This window comes from Pseudochrobactrum albidum, assembly GCF_051851455.1.
GTDB lineage: Bacteria > Pseudomonadota > Alphaproteobacteria > Rhizobiales > Rhizobiaceae > Pseudochrobactrum.
Genome location: NZ_JBPVTR010000022.1, coordinates 32688 through 52377, shown reverse-complemented (window position 1 = coordinate 52377; position 19690 = coordinate 32688). Strand labels below are relative to the sequence as shown.

Sequence of the window (19690 nt, the reverse complement as noted above, 5' to 3'; positions counted from 1 at the left end):
TATATTAGATATTATGCAAAAAATGCTGATTTTCTCCATAAATGTGACCGCATCATACAAATTTGAAGAGATTAAAGCTGATTTTTAGCAGCTTTATTTTCTTCGGCCACAGAGCGGCGCTTCCATGCCATGGCACTGAAAGGCAGGAAAATAAGATAGGCAAGTGCTGTTAATGTTAATGTCTGCCATGTAAAGCTCATAAGAAAACCGGCATAAATTACCACGCCGAGAATAAGCGGAACCACAAAATCACGGCGGATAAAGCTGCCTGCCGTCTTGCCATTATAAACCGGCAGGCGGCTCACCAGCAAAAAGGCAATCACAATTGTGAAGACTGATGTGCCATAAGCCAGCATTTTGCCAGGCACCACGCCGAGAAAACCGGAATAGACCGGCAGTAAAACCAGCATTGCACCGGCAGGTGCCGGAACGCCAACAAAATAATTACCCTGCCATGCAGGCCGGTTTGGATCTTCCAGCATCACATTAAAACGCGCCAGACGCAAGCAGCAGGCAATTGTATAAATCAGCGCCGCAATCCAGCCAAACGATCCGGCCTGATCAAGCATGTATAAATAAAGAACCAATGCCGGCGCCACGCCAAAATTAACAATATCGGCAAGGGAATCCATCTGCGCGCCGAATTTGGATGAGCCTTTCAAAAGACGCGCCACACGCCCGTCAATCCCGTCGAGAAATGCAGCAAGCAGCACCATGGCAACCGCCTGCTCAAAACGGTGCTCCACTGCAAGCCGGATGCCGCTTAATCCGGCACAAATGGCAAGAACCGTGATAAGGTTGGGAATAATAATCCGCATAGGAATTTCAGAAAGACGCGGACCGCGCCCTTCTGTATTGCCATTGGGATCAAGTGGCGGAAACGGAGCCTCAAGCATCAGGAAATCCGCACGGTCGGCGCATTTGCCGCTTCATCATAAACAGCCAGAACAGTTTCACCGGCAACAGCTGTCTGCCCCACGGCAACGCGGGCGGCAAAGCCTTTGGGCAGATAAATATCAACGCGTGAACCAAAGCGGATCAGGCCAAAACGCTCACCCGTTGAAAGATCATCACCGGCCTTTGACCAGCACACAATACGGCGCGCCACAAGACCTGCAATCTGCACCACAGCCACGGTGCCATGGGTGCTGTCGAGCAACAGGCTGTTACGCTCATTTTCTGTGCTGGCCTTATCCAGCTCTGCATTCAGAAATTTTCCCGGGCGATGCATGATCGTGGTGATTTTGCCACGTACCGGCGCGCGGTTGATATGCACTGAAAACACATTCATAAACACACAGATGCGCAACATCGGATCAGTGCCAAGATCAAGCTCAGCCGGCGGAATACTCATACCGACCGATGAGACCTTGCCATCGGCCGAACTGATGACCAGATTATCATCCAGCGGCGTGATACGCCGGGGATCACGATAAAAATAAACGCACCAGATGGTCAAAACCATCCCCAGCCAGAACAATGGCGCCCATAACCAGCCCAGCAACAGCGAGGCCACAAAAAAACCTGCAATAAACAGGTAGCCTTCCTGATGGATAGGGACAAAAGTATTGCGAATAGTATCGGACAAGCTCATCGGTTTTCCTCAGATTTTCCGTTTCAATAACGCAAAATAACCGCGTTTAAAATGATTAAGCGCAATCAACATCACAAAAAAACAATATTTCATCTGTTCCTGACAAAAAGCAGACAGAAGATCAGCATGAAAGCATGTCATTTTTTACGGAAAATGATGCTATGCTCTCATTGCCAGCCGTTTTTATCGCGGGCAACCGTTTTTATCGCCGGCAGCTGTTTTTACCGGCCAGATACAGCCTGCAGCATAAAGGATAAGAACCACCCTGTCATATATCCTGTTATATGTGCAGGCTGAACCCTCTATTCTCCTGCCGGCGCACCGCGGGTAACCACGCCCAATTCATCATTTTCACGAACCTGACGCAGGCGTGCTTCTGCCTCGTCAGCCTCGCGCTGACGATCCCACATTGAAGCATAAAGGCCGCCCTCCAGCAATAATGCGCGATGGGTGCCACGCTCGGCAATCTGCCCGTCTTTCAACACAATAATCTCATCAGCGCCGATTACCGTAGACAGGCGATGCGCGATAACCAGCGTTGTACGATCGCGGCTGACCATATCCAGCGATTGCTGAATATCCTGCTCCGTTGCCGTATCCAGTGCCGATGTCGCCTCATCAAGAATAAGGATAGGCGGCGCTTTCAGAATGGTGCGGGCAATGGCTACGCGCTGCTTTTCCCCGCCGGAAAGCTTAAGGCCACGCTCACCAACCATCGATTGATAGCCTTCAGGCAACAGCTGAATAAAACGGTCAATCTGCGCCAGTTTTGCAGCCTGCTCCACTTCTTTTTCTGTGGCATCCGGACGGCCATAGCGAATATTGTAGCAGATTGTATCATTAAACAGCACCGTATCCTGCGGCACCATGCCAATAGCGCGGCGCAGGCTCTCCTGCGTCACATCACGAATATCCTGCCCGTCAATGGTTACAGAGCCTTGCTGCACATCATAAAACCGGTAAAGCAAACGGGATATGGTTGATTTGCCGGCTCCCGAAGGCCCCACAATGGCAATTGTTTTGCCGGAAGGCACCTCAAAGCTGATATTACGCAGGATCGGGCGGGACGGATCATAGGCAAAGCTGACATTATTGAAACGGATTGCCCCTTGGGAAACGGCCAAGGCCGGTGCATCCGGCTTATCCTTTACCTCTTCCTCCACCTCCAGAAGATCAAACATCTGCTCAATATCGGTAAGACCCTGACGAATTTCACGATAAATAAAGCCAATCATATTCAGCGGCAGCGATAATTGCATCAACAGCGCATTGATAAAAACAAAATCGCCAAGCGTATGGGTGCCGGCCTGTACCTCGCGGGCAGACATCACCATCAAAATCATCATGCCGGCGCCAAAGATCACCGCCTGCCCGAAATTCAGCCAGCCAAGCGATGTCCATGTCTGGGTTGCGGCCTTCTCATAACGCGCCATGGAGCGGTCATAACGCTCGGCCTCCATCGCTTCATTGCCAAAATATTTTACCGTCTCAAAATTGAGCAGCGAGTCGATCGCCTTGGTATTGGCATCTGTATCGGATTCATTCATCTCGCGGCGGATATTGATGCGCCAGTCGCTGGCCTTGACTGTAAACCACATATAAAGCCAGACGGTTACCGCCACCACAATCAAATAGCTTATGCCGTAAACAAACCAGAAAATCGCAGCCGTGAGGGCAAATTCCAGCAAGGTCGGCACAGAGCTGAGAATGGTAAAACGCACAATGGTTTCAATGCCTTTTACCCCGCGCTCAATCACACGGGACAAGCCGCCGGTGCGCCGCTCCAGGTGAAAACGCAAAGATAATTTGTGCATATGCACAAATGTGCGATAGGCCAGCTGACGCACCGCATACTGGCCGACACTGGCAAACAGCGCATCACGCAACTGGTTAAGCCCGGCCTGAACAATGCGTGCCAGATTATAGGCCACGACCAGCATCAGGCTGCCGACAAATATTTGCGGCACCCAGTCGTCAGGTTTAAAAGATCCATCCAGCGCATTTGTTGCCCATTTAAAAAAATAAGGCACCAGCATCAGCACAAATTTGGCAATCACCAGATAAAAAGTGGCCCAGACAACCCGCATTTTCAAATCATGGCGCTCTGCCGGCCACATATACGGCCACAATTTTGCCAGTGTTTTCAGGGTCTGACCGGATTCTGCCGAGACTGTTTTCTGTTTTCTCATAATTCTCTTTAACGCACAGGCGATCTGTCAGTCGCCGCCTTTATTTTGCCAGAGCCATCCGCTTTAATTAATCCAGCTGAAACTCTTTGTCTGACTGTTCTCATATCATGCGCCATTAAGGCCGGATATGGCGTCTTACCATGACCTTGCGCCTAATATGCATAAAACAGTCACACAATATTGTGAGGATGACAAAAAGCCTCCTCTGCAAGCTCAAAATTTTTTCATCCGTTACAGGCTTGATAATTGCGCCAGACTTTATTGTGCGATCCGCTCTGTTCAGCGGAGTCTCTGTTTAACATCCTGATCGCTAAGCGGTTGTTTTGGCATAACAAAAACCTGCCCGGGCCAGATAAGATCCGGATTTTTTATCTGATCCCTGTTTGCCAGATAAATTGTGGTATAGCGCAAGCCGCTGCCATAAGTGCGTTTGGAAATTGTCCAGAGATTATCCCCCTTGCGGATGATAACCGAGCCATCGGCCTTTTCCAGCGGCTGCGCCGCCGCGCCCTCTTTGCTGTTACCGGCCTGTAATTCTGCCTGCCCGCCAATTGCAGGGGCAACAGCTGCAATATTATCACCCTGCTCGCGGCGGAACGGAACACGCGCTGTAGCCAGCACCTTGCCGCCCTCACCCAGCAATTCCGCACGAATAATATAATCGCCCACCGCCAGCGGCTGCTGACTCTGCACCAGATAACGCCCCTCTGCTGTAACAAGTGAGGTGCCAAGCTGAGTCTCATTGGCATAAACATTAACAGATTGCCCGCCGCGGGCATGGCCTGCGACAAAAACCTTGTTGCCTTCAATCTCCACTGCCTCAACAGCAATGCTCACATTATCCTGAACATGTGCTGATGTTGCACCGCCCTGTGCGGATGCAGGCGGCAAAACTGCGGCAGCATTGCCGTTATTATCAGCTTGCGGCTCCTTATCCTGCGGCATAGTATCCGCTTTAGCGGCATCGGGCATTGTACCCGCTTTAGCGGTATGAGACATTGCGCCCGCTTTAGCGGCATGGGGCAGAGTAATCATACGGCTGGCCTGCCCCGGCTCTTCCACCAGTGCCAACAGCTGGCCATCCGGCTTTTCCGGCACCGATAAAATTGCCGTTTGCTGCGATGTGGCAACGGAATTATCCTCGCCCGTGGCACGCAACACCAGCTGATAATCACCTGCCTTTAATACCTGATCGAGAACAATGGCAAAATCGCCATTTTCACCAGCCTTTGCCGAACCCAGCACACGGGTTTTGGAAATTACATCAACCTCAGCACCGGGAGAGGCCTTACCGGCAACAACTAGAGAGCCATCCCCCTCAAGGCGCAAAACATCAAAAACCGGCACGGTAACCTCTGCCTTTTGCGCGCCCTCAGGCTCCTGCTGTGTGCCAGCAGGCTCTTGTTGCGCGCCCGCAGGCTCTTGGCCGGTATTGGCAGGTGCAGGCTGCTGTCCCGCAGAAGGCTGTGCCTCATTCTTGGTTTTTATAGCCGTTTGCGCAGCGCCCTGTGCGGGTTTATCCGCTGCAGGTTCTGTGTTTTGTACCGGTGCTTGCGGCTGAGGCTGCGGTTTTTGCGCTGTCTGGCTGTAATAGGCAAACAGGCCGCCGGCAATAATAATGGCAGCAAAACCGGCAAATGCGTAACGACTATTGTTCATATCGGGTATGTTCCCTTTTACCCTGACCTTAAAAAACCTTTATAACATGTTATGCCTGCTTTAAAAATCGCCCTTACAGGCAGGCATGTAACAAGAATTATCTTTTTTTTATTATAACAGCAAGAAGAACACTCAACAGGCAAAAGAAAGCCGCAATCGCCATTTGCCATATTTTTTATAAATATGCGATATGTTAAAAATTATCGATTATTTTCATAAAGTTACCAAGAAAAAGCTCTGTTTTCCATCATAGCCGCAAAAAGCAGAACGAGAAAGCGAATTATAGCTTGCTGCATGTTGATATACGCTTGACGACAATTGCCTGAAGCGCGAAAAAACAATTATGAGCAAGATTCGATCCATATGTGTTTATTGCGGTTCTTCAACCGGCAACAATCCGGTTTACCGGCAGGCAGGGCTGGCGCTTGGCCGTGCCATTGCAGAAAATAACCTTCGCCTTGTTTATGGCGGTGGTACAAAAGGAATAATGGGTGCAGTTGCAGAAGGTGTCTATAAAGCAGGCGGCAAGGTCACCGGCATTATTCCGACTTTCCTTCTCGACAAAGAAGCCGATGGCAAGAAAAACGACTTTCTGGATGAGCAAATCATCACTGAAAATATGCATCAGCGCAAACAGCTGATGTTTGAACGTTCGGATGCTTTTGTTACACTGCCCGGCGGCATTGGCTCGGTAGAGGAAATCGTGGAAATGATGACCTGGGCACAGCTCGGGCATCATAAAAAACCAATGGTTTTTGCCAATATTAATCAGTTCTGGCAGCCGATGATTGCCATGCTCGATCATATGCGCGCAGAAGGTTTTATCCATAGCGGCCACCGCGTACAGCCAAAAATGATTGACCATGTGGAAGATATTCTGCCCTATATTCTTGAAACGGCGGCCAATGGTGATGCCGCCGGCGATGAATCCATCATCACCCGTATGTAAATATTTTTAAATGACGATATATAAAAACCGCCGGTAATGCCGGCGGTTTTTATGTTTTAAATTATCACTCTATTATTTGATCCGCGCATTACATTGATGAAGCTTCAGCCTTGACGCTGATATTCTTCTCTGCGCGCCCTTCTTTAAGGATAGAGCCGGTATAGATAATCAAACCGGCCCAAATCAGACCAAAAGCATAGAGCTGTATCATGTTAAACGGCTCCCTGAAGGCAAAAACCGCAATCAGGAACAGCATGGTCGGCGTAATATACTGCATCAGCCCCAGCGTGGTATAGCGCAGCAATTTTGCCCCTGTTGCATACATAATCAACGGCACTGCCGTGACCACCCCTGCCAGCATCAGCAACATGATATCCGCAGAGGTGCCGGCCACAAAATGATCCTGCCCGTGCCAATAAAGCCAGATGGCATAGGCACAAGCAGGGATAAACAGAATAATCACCTCCAGCATGAAACCCTGCGAAGGGCCGATTGGCAGCGATTTGCGGAAAAAGCCATAAAAGCCGAAGGATAGCGGCAGCACAATGGAAACCCAGGGCAAACCGCCCTGCTCCACCGTGAGCAGCACCACAGCGGCAGCCGCCAGAAACACAGCCAGCAATTGCGCCTTTGTCAGCCGCTCTTTGAGAAAGACAGCGCCAAGCAGCACATTAACCAGCGGATTGATATAATAGCCAAGTGCTGCATCCAGCGCATGATCATTAAAAATCGCCCAGACATAAACGCCCCAGTTAACCGTAATCAACGAGGCCGTGAGGCAAGCCATCAGCAATGTATGCGGATTGCGCAATGCAGCGCTGATATCTCTGGTGCGCCCCATAAACAGCAAAATAATTGCGGCAACCGGCAAGGACCAGAGAACGCGATGGGCCAGCACTTCCACAACCGGAATATGCGCAACCGCCTTCATATAAAATGGAAACAACCCCCAGAACAAATAGGCAAACAGCGCAAACATAAATCCGCGCATCGCCTCCGGCTTCCCCGTTTGAGACCGGTCACTCATTATTGCTCATCCTCAGATTTCCGGTCTCGGCTTTTTTCAAAAAAAAGCGGGAGCCGTTTTTTATAATCATGTCAGTAACAAGCGGTACTCCCGTTTCCGCATGACCGCAAACGACAAATTCTATTCTGCTGCAATATGCCCCGCCAATTCACGGTTTTTCATCAGCTTATAGACCACAGAATCCATCAATGCCTGAAAGGACGCATCAATAATATTATCTGACACGCCGACCGTGCGCCAGCGCCGGCCGCTTGCATCATGCGACTCAATCAGCACGCGGGTGATTGCCTCTGTACCGCCATTGAGAATGCGGACCTTAAAATCCACCAGTTCCAGATCAGCCAGTTCTTCCTGATAGCGCCCCAGATCCTTGCGCAATGCAAGATCAAGCGCATTAACAGGGCCGTGGCCTTCCGCCACCGACAAGTGTTCCTCGCCGTCAATAATAATTTTGACAATCGCCTCTGAAACCGTTTTCAGGCGGCCATTGCTGTCATAGCGGCGCTCAACCATACAGCGAAAGGCCTCAACACGGAAAAATTGCGGCACAGTTCCCAATTGCTGGCGCGCCAATAGTTCAAAACTCGCATCGGCGCTCTCATAGGCATAGCCCTGCGCCTCACGCTCCTTAACCAGCGCAATCAAAGTATCGAGATGCCGGTCATCTTTGGCAACCTCGATACCGCGCTTTTTAAGCTCTGCGATAAAATTGGATTTGCCTCCCTGATCAGATACCATAACACGGCGATGATTGCCCACCGTTTCCGGCGGCACATGTTCATAGGTTTTCGGCTCTTTCAACAAAGCGGAAGCATGAATACCTGCCTTGGTTGCAAAAGCGGAACTGCCGGTAAAAGCCGCCTGATCATCGGGCGCGCGGTTGAGAATATCGTCAAAAGTACGCGATAATCTTGTAATCCCTGCCAGCGCATCCATGGAAATACCAAGCTCAAACCGCTCCGACCAGTAAGGTTTGAGCATCAGGGTCGGGATCAGGGTGACAAGATTGGCATTGCCGCAACGCTCGCCAATGCCGTTAAGCGTGCCCTGCACCTGCCGCACACCGGCATCAATAGCCGCAAGCGACACGGCAACAGCCTGCTCCGTATCATTATGAGCATGAATACCCAGACATTCCCCCGGCACCACAGCCTTGACCGCACGAATAATAGCGCCCACCTCGGCCGGTTGCGTGCCGCCATTGGTATCACACAGCACCACCCAGCGCGCGCCCGCGCTATAGGCTGCCCTGGCACAAGCCAGCGCAAAATCCGGATTGGCCTTGAATCCGTCAAAAAAATGTTCACAATCAACTATGCATTCTTTGCCCGCCATACGGGCAGCGGTAACAGAAGACGTGATTGATTCAAGATTATCCTGCTCAGTGCACCCCAATGCCAGATGCACATGATAATCCCAGCTTTTGGCAACATAGGTCACCACGTCGCTTGACGCCTGCAGCAGCACTGACATGCCCGGATCATTGGAAGTGGAAACACCGGGGCGTTTTGTCATGCCAAAAGCGGCAAATTTTGCGCGTGCCGTATGTTTACGCTGAAAAAAAGCCGTATCTGTGGGATTGGCACCCGGATAACCACCCTCGATATAATCCATACCAAAATCATCCAGCATCGCTGCAATGGCTTTCTTGTCGGCTACGGAAAAATCAATCCCCGGGGTCTGCTGACCATCGCGCAAGGTGGTATCATAAATATAGATACGCTCTTTTTTCATTGTTGTTCTTCCTCCATATCCGTATTTATTTCTGCGGCAGCGGCCAGTTTTCCGTATCGTGATCAGGGTGCTGAAAAGACACCATTGTGCGCAAAAACTCTATATTTTCAGGCTCGCTATCGGCCTGATCAACCGGCAAGGCATCAAGTTGCGCCAGATAGGGCAATTTATATTGCATCCCCCATTGCAAAACCGGAACAATGTTTTGCGGATGATCAAAAGCGGCAATAGACAAGGCCATGCCGCCCATTGCCTCATAGGTCAGCGGTGTGCCGCAACCGGCACAAAAACCGCGTTCAACATGGTTGGAAGAGCGAAATAATTTGCGCGTTCCGCGCGTCCATTCCAATGTGCCTTTTTTTACGGAGACCAGCGGCGCAAAATAATTGCCATAAGCTTTCTGGCACATGCGGCAATGACAAACAGAAGCCTTGCCTAATGCCCCTCTCACCCGAAAGCGTACAGCGCCGCATTGGCATCCGCCGCTTTGCACCTGTTCTTCATTCAGCGTTTTATCTGCCATGTTGTAACCCGCTCTCCCGAAGCCGGATCCTTTCCATCCTTGAGCTGAATATTCTGCGCCAATAATAAGTCACGAATACGATCAGCCTCTGCCCAGTTCTTTGCATTGATAAAGGCAAGGCGCTCAGCAATCTGTTGCTCGATTGCCGCGGTATCAATATCCGCCGGTGTGCCGAACAAATAAGCTGCGGCCTCGTCAAGCAGTTGCGCATTATAAAGACCAAGCAGATCAAGGCCGGATACCAGCGCCGCCACATCACCCTGCTTACAGGCCTTGCGCAATTGCGTGATTGCAGCCCAGCTGTTGAGATCATCAGCCAGCAATTTTGCAAAAACCGCGGCCTTGCCGGCATCCGGCTTCGCCGGCTGCGCGGATATGAGCTGATACCATTTTGCCAGCTCCTCAGCCGATTCACCCAAACGCTGCTGTGTCCAGTTAACCGGCTCGCGGTAATGGGTTTGCAACATAGAAAAGCGCACCGCCAGACCAATCCAATGGCGGCGGAAATCTTCCGGCGCATCTGTGGCGGATAATTGCGGCAAGTCCGTTTTCAGCACATCATCAATCGTGATGAAATTACCCAGCGATTTGGACATTTTCTGCCCTTCGACCTGCAGAAAACCATTATGCATCCAGATATTGGCCATGCGGTCAGTGCCAAAAGCGCAGCATGACTGGGCAATCTCGTTTTCATGATGCGGAAAGACCAGATCAATACCACCGCCATGAATATCAAACATATTCTTCAGCGGATCTTCACATTTAAGCCCGCCGCCAAACGGCTCCAGTAATTTGGCCATTGACATGGCCGAGCATTCAATATGCCAACCCGGGCGGCCGTGAACCGCAATACCGGCCGGCGACGGCCAGCCCGGCTCATTATCTTTTGATGGTTTCCACAGCACAAAATCCATTTCATCGCGCTTGTAAGAAGCCACATCCACACGCGCACCGGCAATCATCTCATCCAGTGAGCGGCGGGCAAGCGCACCATAACGGGGGCCATGTTCACCATTCATGGTTTTAACAGCAAACAACACGTGATCATCAGCCACATAGGCATGGCCGCGCTCAATCAGCCGCTCGATCAGCTGGCGCATTTCCTGCAAATGTTCAGTTGCGCGCGGCTGGGTTGAAGGTTCAAGATTACCCAGCGCCTTCACATCGCTTTGAAATTGCGCATTGGTGCTCTCGGTGACTTTGCGGATTGCCTCATTGAGCGGCAGATCAGGATAATCACGCATAGCGCGGGCATTGATCTTATCGTCAACATCGGTGAGATTGCGCGCATAGGTAACATGCGCCTCACCATAAATATGGCGCAGAAGACGAAACAGCACGTCAAACACAATTACCGGACGCGCATTGCCGATATGGGCAAAATCATAAACTGTGGGGCCGCAGACATACATGCGCACATGGTCAGGATCAATCGGAACAAAATCCTCTTTCCTGCGGGTCAGCGTATTATATAAACGCAATGGCGTGGCAGACATCTGGCTTCCCTTTAGCTATGGCTCTAAAAAACAGACAATATTTGCGCAGCCTGCTGGCCGGTGCATCTGTCTGCTTCAAAAGTAAAGGGAAGACGAAAACATCCGAGCCAGCAATCTGCTAGCGAATAATAATCGCAATAATACAAATGATGGTTGCGAATGATGTTTTCATGCGCACACTTATCTCCCTGATCCTGCCTCACGTCAAGAGAGCGGCTGCATATTTTTATCTTCTGTCACATTACAAGCAGAATATATATGCCCCAACAATTCCCTGATTTATGCATTGTGCAGCCATGCTTCAGTCCCAATTTATGCGGAGAATAAAAGCTCAGCACAGGGAAGGAAACATTATGGCACAGACATATCACACATACTCAAAAGACCATTTGCCCCCAAAGAACCAGCCGGCTCCCAAAGACCAGCTGACCGGCCAATACGGAGCAATCGGCCCGGCAGCACTTGTTGCCGCCCTTATGGCAATGCGCAAACGCAGCGCCTGCCAGAACAGGCATACTTCCTATATGCCGCAGCAAGCTCTACGGCCACAGCAAACGGCCAAGCAGGCTCAGGGCGATCATCCACATGATAATGCCGATCAGGCAATCAAGCACACGCCAGGCAAAAGGTTTGGCAAAAAACGGTTGCAATAATCTGGCACCATAACCAAGGGTGAAAAACCACAGGAAAGAAGCCAGCGCCGCACCGGCGCCATAGGCAAGGCGCGCCTGCCCGTCAAAACGGGCAGACAGGCTGCCAAGAAGCACAACCGTATCAAGATAAACATGCGGATTGAGAAAAGTGAGCGCCAGACAGGTTGCAACCGCCGCCTTAAGGCTCACTGCACCGGAGCCGTCTGCCTTCAGACCATCCGGATGCATGGCGCGGCGAAAGGCAGAAAACCCATACCAAAGCAAAAAAGCCGCACCGGCAACAGTTACAAGAACAATTAAGGATGGCGACTGTGCAATCAATGTGCCAAGTCCGGCAACACCGGCTGCAATCAGCACGGCATCCGACAGCGCGCAAATCAGGCAGAGGATGAAAACATGCCTGCGCAACAGCCCCTGTCTTAAAATATACGCATTTTGCGCACCAATGGCGACAATAAGCGATAAGCCAAGCAAAAAACCCGAAACTGCGGCTGCTCCCATAATGAACCTGATTCTTTTTATGTTTTTCGATAATTTTGCTCAAAACATACAGAGTTGATCATCATTGTCATCCGCTTTCTTTCTGCTTGCGGCTTTTCCGGCCTGTGCGGCATCTTTAACCGGTTGCAACGGTAATTCCTCTGCCCGCTCATGAACATCCGCGCCGAAATAACGAGCATTATTGATTTTATCCGATACGGGAATTGCTTCAAAAAAATCGTCCTGCACAGGCTTGAGCAAATGCCGCACATCCTTTGCACGATTGCGTTTACAATCCAGCCATTGCTGATAATCCTCAGGCCGGATTACCAGCGGCAGGCGCGCATGAATATGTGACAAGGCAGCATTGGATGCCGTTGTCAGAATGGCTGCCGTATCCATTTGCGAGCCGTCACCGCTCACCCATGTTTCCATCAATGCGCCAAAGGCAACCATGCCGCCATTGCGCGGTCTGATCCAGTAAGCCTGTTTGCGGCCATTGCCCGCTTTGCGCCATTCATAAAAGCCGGAGGCCGGCAAAAGGCTGCGCCGGTGTTCCATAGCCGTGCGGAAAGAGGGTTTCTCATGCGCTGTTTCAGAGCGTGCATTGATCATCAGCGGAAAATTCAGCGGATCTTTTGTCCAGGAAGGCACAAAGCCCCAGCGCACCAGCATGGCAAGGCGCTCTGGCCGGTTGCTGCCGGGCGCCGGTGTTTCCCCCGCCATAACGATCATAACCGGCTGCGTGGGCGAAATATTATAACGCGGCGGAAAAGCCGCATCGACGATCACGCCAAAATGCGCCTCCACCTCATCAATTGTTGCCAATAATGCAAAACGTCCACACATCTTTTCCGTGTCGCGTTTTTTAGCGTAAAGGTCAAGGCGTCTGACAAACAAGGCTTGCAAATCAGCCGGCAAGTTTCTACCACTCAATTTATGTCACAGCCAGCCTCTCTCCATCCCGTTATCGCTCATGGTGTTTCCCTGATCTGCCGCCGGGAAAATCGCTTTTTGCTTGTCAGGCGAGGCAAGGAGCCGCTCAAGGGTTCGCTTGCATTTCCGGGGGGCAGCGTTGAGCGCGGTGAACAGGCAGAACAAGCGGCACGGCGCGAATTGCTGGAAGAAACCGGCCTGCATTGCGCCTCTTTGCGGCTTGTCGAGACGATCGACCTCTCCAAAGAAGGGCTATATGGCAAGGTTTACAATCTCAGTATTTTCCGCGCTTTTGATCTGAGCGGCAAGGAACAGGCCGGCGATGATGCCGTATCGCTGCACTGGCTCTCTGTTGAAGATATGCTCCATCACACTGTCACGGCCAGCACGCTGGCTTTTGCCCGCCGTATTTTGCAGGAAGAAACTTGAAACTGCCGGATTATTGCACATTTATGTTTCAGATGCGGAGCGCGGGAATGACCGGATTTTTTGCAAAACTGCTGCCTGTGGTGTTTTGGGCAGGCCTTGGCACAGCGGCGGCACAAGCGCAGACACAGGTACAGGAGATCAGCGGCCCGCCCTATGAAAGCAAAATGATCCTTCTGGCAGAAACACTGGGCTCCCTGCATTATCTGAGCAATCTCTGCGGCGATAAAACCAGCCAGTGGCGTGATGCGATGACTATGCTGCTCACCACTGAAAAAGTTGATGCCAACCGGCGCAAGAATCTGGTTTCCGGTTTTAATAACAGTTACCGTGCCTATGCGGATAATTACAACCAATGCACATCTCAGGCGCTGAAAGCAATTGAGCGGTTTAAAATTCAGGGCGAGCAACTCTCGGCTGAGCTGATTTCCCATTATGGCAATTAACCAAAGATTCATTCATTGCAATAAAACCACAATCAATCATTCAAAAACTCTCGCAATCTGTTAACAAGAGATTAAATTATTGATGGTGATGCGGGCTATGATAGTGTAAGAAGCGGCCTTGAAATGGCCGTTTTACCCTGAATGATGCCGTGTCAGTCCAATATTCCATGTTCTGCCCGTCTTCTGTCTGGAGCAGTTCCGGTTAAAACAGAAATATTGCAACCGCTCTGTGTATGAGTGTTATTGCATTATCTGATACAAAACTGCCCCGCAGCTTTGCCGGAAATGTTCTGAAAGTAAAAAGCGGCCTGTAGCCAAGGTGATATTTTATGAATCATATTCCGACAGATCTTGATGAACTCATCGCCCATGAGAAAAAACAGGCAGCGATTGAGTATCAGCATGAGGCATGGGCAGACGGAATTTCAGAAGGTATTGAACCGGAAATTCTTGCGGAAGCCGCTTTTACCAATGCACTGACAGAATTGCTGCGCAGCAGTGACGAGGATGCGGCGCTGAGCCTGCTCGACAAGCTGCGTGACCGGATTGTTGCCGGCGAGTTTTTGCCAAACCGTATTTTACAGTAAGCTGCGGCATATTAGGCACCAGATGCCGTATTTAGCATAATGTGCGGAAAAACTGCTATTTGCAGGTTTCAATTTCAGGCTCCGGAGTTTCCGATGTTGCTTTTTTTCTCCCGCAAGGCAGGCGTGCCGGCTTCAAGCAGCGCCTTAAGCGCATCTTTTTTCAGCCGGCCAGCTTTTGCAGCGGCTTTTACAGCAATTGTAACATCTGCCACTGCGCCCGCCTATGCAGATATGCGCGCCAATGCCCCGCAAATATCCGCCCCGCAAATCCTTGCTTTAAGCGAAGTGCCGGCAGGCAATGATGACAGCAATGCCAATCCGGCACTGGTGCCATTGCCGGGCCCGATCCGGCAGGTGCCGACAGAAAGTTTCAAACCTGCGCCGGAGGCCGGCGCTGCGCAGCAAAATGAGGATGTTCAGCGCGATATCACCCGTCCGCATATTTCTGCCGATGGCGCAGTTCCGCAAGTGTTTTATGATTATTCAAAACTGCCGCAGCCCGTGCAGGATACGCGCAAGAAAATTCTCGAAATTGCCAAATCCGGCAAGATTGACGCGCTGAAACCACTGCTCGGCGACGGCGGTGAGACAGGGCCTCTGCTCTCGCTTGGTGAATATGACGGCACACCGCTGGATTATTTAAAAAGCCTGTCCGGTGACAGTAACGGGCAGGAATTGCTGGCTATTCTTGTTGACCTTCTGGAATCCGGCTATGTGCATCTTGATGCCGGCACACCAAATGAAGTGTATGTCTGGCCATATTTCTTTGCCTATCCGCTGGACAAGCTGGATGACCGGCAAATGGTTGAGCTTTATCAGATTATCACCGCCGGTGATTTTGAGGAAATGAAAGGCGTCGGCGCCTATATTTTCTACCGCATCGGCATTACTCCCGATGGCTCGTGGAAGTTTTTCGTGGCCGGCGACTAAAAAATGACCACAATAAAAACGCCGGAATTTCCGGCGTTTTCGTTTTATTCAACAAGTTTCACCCTTCCGGATGCTTTGGCCGCTGCCGTTTTATCGTGCCGGCAGTGCTTCAATAAATTCAACCGGCTCACCCAGTGCCGGATTAACAATCTCGCCTTCCCACATCACCTTATGCCCGCGCACAATTGTGCCAACCGGCCAGCCGGTTACCTTTTTGCCGTGATAAGGTGTCCAGCCTGCTTTGGAGCCAGCCTGTTCATGGGTAATTGTCACGCTGCACTTCATATCCACAATTGTCAGATCCGCATCATAGCCAACGGCAATACGCCCCTTGCGCGCCATGCCGAAAATGCGGTTCGGGCCATGGGATGACAGATCAACAAAACGCTCCAGCGACAGACGGCCCGCATTGACATGGTCAAGCATGACCGGCACCAATGTCTGCACACCGGTCATGCCGGATGGTGAGGCGGGATAAGGCTTCTGCTTTTCCTGCAATGTATGGGGCGCATGGTCAGAGCCGAGAACATCCACAACACCCTGCCCGATCCCCTGCCAGATGCCATCACGGTGGCGTGCATCGCGCACCGGCGGGTTCATCTGAATAAGATTGCCAAGTGTTTTATAATCTTCTGAGCATAATGTCAGGTGATGCGGGGTTGCCTCGCAGGTGGCCACATCCTTATAATCTTTAAGAAATTCAATTTCTTCAGCGGTAGAAATATGCAGCACATGAATGCGCGCACCGGTTTTTCGGGCAATGCGCACCAAACGCTGCGTGCAGGTTAATGCCGCAACCTCATCACGCCAGAGCGGATGGCTGGACGGATCATTTTCAACACGCAGCCCTTCACGCTCACGCAGGCGGAACTCATCCTCCGAGTGAAATGCCGCGCGGCGGCGTGTATTGCGCAGGATGGATGCAACCCCCTCATCATCCTCCACCAGAAGATCTCCGGTTGAAGAACCCATAAAGACCTTGATGCCTGCAGCACCCGGCAGGCGCTCAAGCTCTGCCACATCTTTGGCATTGTCACGCGTGCCGCCAACCCAGAAGGCAAAATCGCAATGCATGCGATGCGTGCCGCGCTTCACCTTATCGGCCAGTGCTTCCGCTGAGGTTGTCAAGGGCTTGGTATTGGGCATCTCAAACACTGAGGTCACCCCGCCGAGCACAGCGGCAAGCGAACCGGTTTGCAAATCTTCCTTATGCTCCAGCCCCGGCTCGCGAAAATGCACCTGACTATCCACAACGCCCGGCAAAATATGCAGGCCTGCGCAATTGATAACCTCGCCAGCAGCATTTTCTGACAGGAAACCTATAGCCGTGATACGACCATTTTTAACACCAATATCACGCACGGCGCTGCCATCATGATTGACAACGGTTGCGCCTTTGAAAATCGTATCGAATGTTGTGGTCATTCGCGCTCTCCTGTCTTGCGATTACTCGCGCTGCGGCTTACGTAACAAAATGACGAATAGCAAGATAATTGCATCTGCACTGCTTTATAAACCGGAAAGTTGATATGACAACGACAGAACCTTTACCTCTGTTTACCGGAATAACCGGAAATTTTGACAACCGCACGCAAATCCTTGTGCGCGGGCCTGATGCAGAACATTTTCTGCAAGCCATCTTCACCGCTGATCTGACTTCTCTTGAAAATAACATTGTGCGTGCATCGGCACTGCTCAGCCCGCAAGGCAAGATCCAGTTTGATTTTCTGATCTCGCGGACGGAAAATGGCTTTCGTATTGATATTACCAAAGATATGGCAGAGGCTTTTGCCAAGCGCCTCACGCTTTATCGCCTGCGTGCCAAAGCGGAAATTATCGTTTTAAATGAATCAATTATCAGAACAGGTTGGAAAACTGATTCAACCACTTCAGAAATTGATTCAATTGCCCGTGAAACTTATCAGGTCATGCGTGATGAACGCTTCCCGCAAGAAGCCCGTGTTTTGCGCTATTATGCCGAGAGCGGCAATGCGGCACCCGCCACACAATGTGAGCGCGATGCATGGACAGCGTTACGTATCCGCTACGGCATTGCCGAAGGCGGGGCGGATTTTATCATGAATGATGTTTTTCCGCATGATATCAATCTTGAGCAATTTAACGGTGTCTCTTTCAAAAAGGGGTGTTTTGTGGGGCAGGAAGTTGTCTCCCGTATGCAGCATCGCGGCACTGCGCGGCGCCGGATTTTGCAGGCAACAGCACCGGCCACCCTTCCTGATGCCGATACGCCGATTACCGCAGACGGCAAGGAGATAGGAACCTTGCGCAGTGTTCATGGCAGCAACGGGCTTGCTCTTGTGCGCATTGACCGCGTCAAAGATGCGCTGGACAAGAATATTCCGCTTTTGGCCGGTGACAGGGAAGTGAAACTTGCCATCCCTGCCTATGCTAAATTCAGCTTTCCTGAAGGAGCGGCAGAGTAATGGCACTATCCGGCGGTTCCAAAACAAGGCCGGTGCGGGCATGGCAGCGTATGCTGTCCGGCCGCAGGCTGGATCTGCTTGATCCCTCGCCGCTGGATATTGAAATCAGCGATATTGCCCACGGTCTGGCGCGCGTTGCGCGCTGGAATGGCCAGACCTGTGGTGAACATGCCTATTCCGTGGCGCAGCATTCGCTTTTGGTGGAGCAGATTTTCCGCGAGCAAAATCCGGGTGCGCCTTTGCAGCATCAGCTATCGGCGCTTTTGCATGACGCACCGGAATATGTGATCGGCGATATGATATCCCCTTTCAAAGCGGTGATGGGCGGTGCCTATAAGCAGATTGAAGCGCGGCTGGAAGCTGCTATTCATCTGCGCTTTTCCCTGCCTGCAAACATTCCTGCAGTTTTAAAAAAAGCGATTAAAAAGGCAGACATTATTGCCGCTTATTTTGAGGCTACAGAGCTTGCCGGTTTCAGCATGGCAGAAGCCGCAGAGTTTTTTGGCCGTCCACGCGGTTTCCATGCCGGACAGTTTGATTTATCGCCACGGCCTACTGCTGAAATAGAACAGGCTTTTATCAACCGTTTCAACGCATTGGAGACACAAATTCATGGCTGATGTTTCCGCTGTTGTTGAGGTGGGTTTAAGTGCTGCGATTGTGACGATCAGCAATAACCGGCCGGTTATTCTCTGCTCGGATGATCATGAAATGCCCGCTGCCCATGAGGTTTCAACCGCGCTTTCGCTGCCCTACGGGCGGTTTGATCCGCTGAAGCACCGTACATTGGAGACGGGGCTGCGCTTATGGGTTGAGGCGCAGACAGCCTTGCGCCTTGGCTATGTGGAGCAACTCTATACTTTTGGCGATCGCGGCCGTGCCAAATCCTCCACGCCAAGCGATGATATTCATGTCATCTCTGTCGGCTATCTGGCGCTCACCCGTCAAAGTGGTGAACAGCCGGAAAATGACTGGCAATATTGGTATGATTTTTTGCCATGGGAAGACTGGCGCAATGGCAAGCCTGCATTGATCGACCAGCTTATTATCCCCGCCTTGCGTGAATGGGCGCAAAGCGACAAGCGCAGCCGCCCTGCCTATGAGCTGCACCAATTGCCGCGCCTGACGCGCTTGCGCCTTGCCTTTGGCACGGATGGCATTCAATGGGATGAAGAGCGGGTGCTGGAACGCTATGAGCTGCTTTATGAAGCAGGTTTGGTGCGCGAGGCAACCATTGACGGTACAGTCAGCGCAACAGCGCGACTGGAAGCATTGCAACGCCATACCGGCAAGGCCATGGTGTTTGACCATCGCCGTATTCTCGCAACCGCGATTGCCCGCCTGCGCGCCAAGCTGAAATACCGGCCAGTCATTTTTGAGCTGATGCCCGATTGCTTTACCCTCACTGCCTTGCAGGAAGCTGTTGAGGCAATTTCCGGCCGCCACCTGCACAAGCAGAATTTTCGCCGTCTGGTAGAAAATGCCGAACTGGTGGAGCCAACCGGCGCCAGCCTCAGCCAGCAGCGCGGACGGCCGGCTGCACTTTACCGCTTCCGCCGCGCGGTTCTGGAAGAGCGCCCCGCACCGGGATTAAAGGTAACGCTCTCCCAGAGATAA

At 51.4% G+C, this 19690-nt stretch carries 19 protein-coding genes; 8 read left to right on the top strand and 11 right to left on the bottom strand.

Translation table 11 applies throughout. The features are described 5' to 3' along the window. Positions 1-71: 71 nt before the first annotated feature. The 4 genes from pssA to ACSTTO_RS07525 form a co-directional block, all read right to left on the bottom strand. Positions 72-896, bottom strand: a complete 825-nt coding sequence (gene pssA / locus ACSTTO_RS07540; RefSeq protein ID WP_439272548.1) for a CDP-diacylglycerol--serine O-phosphatidyltransferase — start codon at positions 894-896, stop codon at positions 72-74. After that, positions 896-1594 (bottom strand): phosphatidylserine decarboxylase, encoded by a 699-nt coding sequence (locus tag ACSTTO_RS07535; protein ID WP_439272547.1) that lies wholly within the window; start codon positions 1592-1594, stop codon positions 896-898. Before ACSTTO_RS07535 ends, pssA begins: the two co-directional genes overlap by 1 nt. Before the next feature lie 302 nt (positions 1595-1896). Further along, positions 1897-3783 (bottom strand): ABCB family ABC transporter ATP-binding protein/permease, encoded by a 1887-nt coding sequence (locus ACSTTO_RS07530; protein ID WP_439272546.1) that lies wholly within the window; start codon positions 3781-3783, stop codon positions 1897-1899. Between the two features lie 279 nt (positions 3784-4062). Beyond that, complete coding sequence (locus ACSTTO_RS07525) at positions 4063-5442, bottom strand: Ig-like domain-containing protein (RefSeq protein ID WP_439272545.1); 1380 nt, start codon at positions 5440-5442, stop codon at positions 4063-4065. A gap of 343 nt (positions 5443-5785) precedes the next feature. Here ACSTTO_RS07525 and ACSTTO_RS07520 point away from each other — a divergent pair, with 343 nt between their 5' ends. Beyond that, on the top strand, positions 5786-6391 hold the full coding sequence (locus tag ACSTTO_RS07520; RefSeq protein ID WP_439272544.1) for an LOG family protein: 606 nt from the start codon (positions 5786-5788) through the stop codon (positions 6389-6391). Between the two features lie 88 nt (positions 6392-6479). Here ACSTTO_RS07520 and rarD read toward each other — a convergent pair whose 3' ends face one another. The 6 genes from rarD to ACSTTO_RS07490 form a co-directional block, all read right to left on the bottom strand. Beyond that, a complete protein-coding gene (gene rarD / locus ACSTTO_RS07515) occupies positions 6480-7418 on the bottom strand; it encodes an EamA family transporter RarD (protein ID WP_439272543.1) in 939 nt (312 codons plus the stop codon). A 120-nt stretch (positions 7419-7538) separates the two neighbouring features. Further along, positions 7539-9152, bottom strand: a complete 1614-nt coding sequence (gene cimA, locus ACSTTO_RS07510) for a citramalate synthase (RefSeq protein ID WP_439272542.1) — start codon at positions 9150-9152, stop codon at positions 7539-7541. A gap of 25 nt (positions 9153-9177) precedes the next feature. Further along, positions 9178-9675 (bottom strand): GFA family protein, encoded by a 498-nt coding sequence (locus ACSTTO_RS07505; RefSeq protein WP_439272541.1) that lies wholly within the window; start codon positions 9673-9675, stop codon positions 9178-9180. After that, on the bottom strand, positions 9657-11171 hold the full coding sequence (gene cysS / locus ACSTTO_RS07500; protein ID WP_439272540.1) for a cysteine--tRNA ligase: 1515 nt from the start codon (positions 11169-11171) through the stop codon (positions 9657-9659). Before cysS ends, ACSTTO_RS07505 begins: the two co-directional genes overlap by 19 nt. A 539-nt stretch (positions 11172-11710) precedes the next feature. Continuing rightward, the gene (locus tag ACSTTO_RS07495; protein WP_439272539.1) at positions 11711-12325 is read right to left on the bottom strand and encodes a LysE/ArgO family amino acid transporter; all 615 of its coding nucleotides are present in this window, start codon (positions 12323-12325) and stop codon (positions 11711-11713) included. 39 nt (positions 12326-12364) lie between these two features. Next, complete coding sequence (locus ACSTTO_RS07490; protein ID WP_439272837.1) at positions 12365-13153, bottom strand: SOS response-associated peptidase; 789 nt, start codon at positions 13151-13153, stop codon at positions 12365-12367. Positions 13154-13243: 90 nt separating this feature from the next. On the opposite strand from ACSTTO_RS07490, the gene ACSTTO_RS07485 reads away from it, so the two are divergent. The 4 genes from ACSTTO_RS07485 to ACSTTO_RS07470 all read left to right on the top strand — a co-directional run bounded on the left by ACSTTO_RS07485 (position 13244) and on the right by ACSTTO_RS07470 (position 15629). Beyond that, complete coding sequence (locus ACSTTO_RS07485) at positions 13244-13669, top strand: NUDIX hydrolase (protein ID WP_439272538.1); 426 nt, start codon at positions 13244-13246, stop codon at positions 13667-13669. Between the two features lie 47 nt (positions 13670-13716). Then, positions 13717-14112: a TIGR02301 family protein gene (locus ACSTTO_RS07480; RefSeq protein ID WP_439272537.1), complete on the top strand. Its 396-nt coding sequence runs from the start codon at positions 13717-13719 to the stop codon at positions 14110-14112. A 329-nt stretch (positions 14113-14441) separates the two neighbouring features. Then, the gene (locus ACSTTO_RS07475; protein ID WP_439272536.1) at positions 14442-14699 is read left to right on the top strand and encodes a hypothetical protein; all 258 of its coding nucleotides are present in this window, start codon (positions 14442-14444) and stop codon (positions 14697-14699) included. A gap of 93 nt (positions 14700-14792) precedes the next feature. Then, the gene (locus tag ACSTTO_RS07470; RefSeq protein WP_439272535.1) at positions 14793-15629 is read left to right on the top strand and encodes a hypothetical protein; all 837 of its coding nucleotides are present in this window, start codon (positions 14793-14795) and stop codon (positions 15627-15629) included. A 90-nt stretch (positions 15630-15719) separates the two neighbouring features. Here the strand turns inward: ACSTTO_RS07470 and ACSTTO_RS07465 are convergent, their stop codons facing one another. Beyond that, a complete protein-coding gene (locus ACSTTO_RS07465) occupies positions 15720-17054 on the bottom strand; it encodes a dihydroorotase (RefSeq protein WP_439272534.1) in 1335 nt (444 codons plus the stop codon). Positions 17055-17158: 104 nt separating this feature from the next. On the opposite strand from ACSTTO_RS07465, the gene ygfZ reads away from it, so the two are divergent. From ygfZ to ACSTTO_RS07450, 3 genes are read left to right on the top strand one after another with little or no spacing between them, the layout of a single operon-like run. Further along, positions 17159-18073 (top strand): CAF17-like 4Fe-4S cluster assembly/insertion protein YgfZ, encoded by a 915-nt coding sequence (gene ygfZ / locus ACSTTO_RS07460; protein WP_439272533.1) that lies wholly within the window; start codon positions 17159-17161, stop codon positions 18071-18073. Further along, positions 18073-18693, top strand: coding sequence for a YfbR-like 5'-deoxynucleotidase (locus tag ACSTTO_RS07455; protein WP_439272532.1), 621 nt, complete (start codon positions 18073-18075; stop codon positions 18691-18693). Before ygfZ ends, ACSTTO_RS07455 begins: the two co-directional genes overlap by 1 nt. Further along, positions 18686-19690, top strand: coding sequence for an NUDIX hydrolase (locus tag ACSTTO_RS07450; RefSeq protein ID WP_439272531.1), 1005 nt, complete (start codon positions 18686-18688; stop codon positions 19688-19690). The genes ACSTTO_RS07455 and ACSTTO_RS07450 overlap by 8 nt, the downstream gene beginning before the upstream one ends.